The organism is Pseudoalteromonas sp. SG41-2, assembly GCF_014164535.1.
Taxonomy (GTDB): Bacteria; Pseudomonadota; Gammaproteobacteria; order Enterobacterales; family Alteromonadaceae; genus Pseudoalteromonas; species Pseudoalteromonas rhizosphaerae.
The window spans coordinates 1-851 of sequence record NZ_JACJFK010000098.1 but is presented as its reverse complement, the minus strand read 5'-3'; the positions used below and the strand labels follow the sequence as shown (position 1 = coordinate 851).

Genomic DNA, 851 nt, shown 5'->3' with positions numbered 1-851 from the left:
CTATCAGCCACCACCACACGGTTAAACAGCGGGGTGAGCTTGCTGATTGGCTCGCCTCTATTAACATAGCCCGTGAGTAAATACGCTTTAGGAAAACTAGATTGCCCTGTATTCAATAGCTCTGTCATTGTTCATCCTTGATATTAAACACGTCAAAAATATATATAGTTCCCATGCCCCATATATCATTTTCTTGAATGGGTATTTCTCGTGTTTGCTGAGTACTTAAATCAAATTCATAAAAAAAGTCATCTATATAATACTGACCATTCCCCATTAAATCCTCTGAATCTTTAAACCCTTGACTTAACACTTTATTTTTTTTATCTGAGAAAAAAAACGTCCCTGCTTTTCTTGGTAGTATAATGCGCTTGCTGGGATCTGATAAATCAATCCAATAATTTTTTGGATAACCAAGCCCTTCTGACACAAAATAAATATAATCGCCGAAAGGGGATACTTCTAAATACTTCATAGTAAATTGAGTGTTAAAACCTAAATCGACCTTCTCTATCACGTCGCCATTAAAGTCATGTAACCAGTATTTATTTTTTTTATCGGCTAAAAAGGTTTTGCCATCTGGCAATAAAAACAAGCCATTAGAGTAAATAATTGGCCGCTCAGTAAGTGTTTTAGTGGGTACGTGGTAGTTATAATGCTTACCACTGGCGTAAAAAATCACATTTTCACTGTCTTTGGTCCAATTAAAATGGGCATAGCCATAGCCCTAAGGGATCCCCAAAAATAATTATTAAGTTTCAATTACATCACTCACATCCATATTTTTCCAATCGATTTGCACTACTACCTGTACGAAATAGGCTAGTCCTTCCAAATAATCTCGCCGTCGC

The 851-nt window shown here is 36.4% G+C and carries 1 protein-coding gene; it reads right to left on the bottom strand.

Annotated elements, in window-relative coordinates:
- Positions 1 to 124: 124 nt before the first annotated feature.
- Complete coding sequence (locus tag H5186_RS22590) at positions 125 to 682, bottom strand: hypothetical protein (RefSeq protein WP_182795046.1); 558 nt, start codon at positions 680 to 682, stop codon at positions 125 to 127.
- Between the last annotated feature and the right edge of the window lie 169 nt (positions 683 to 851).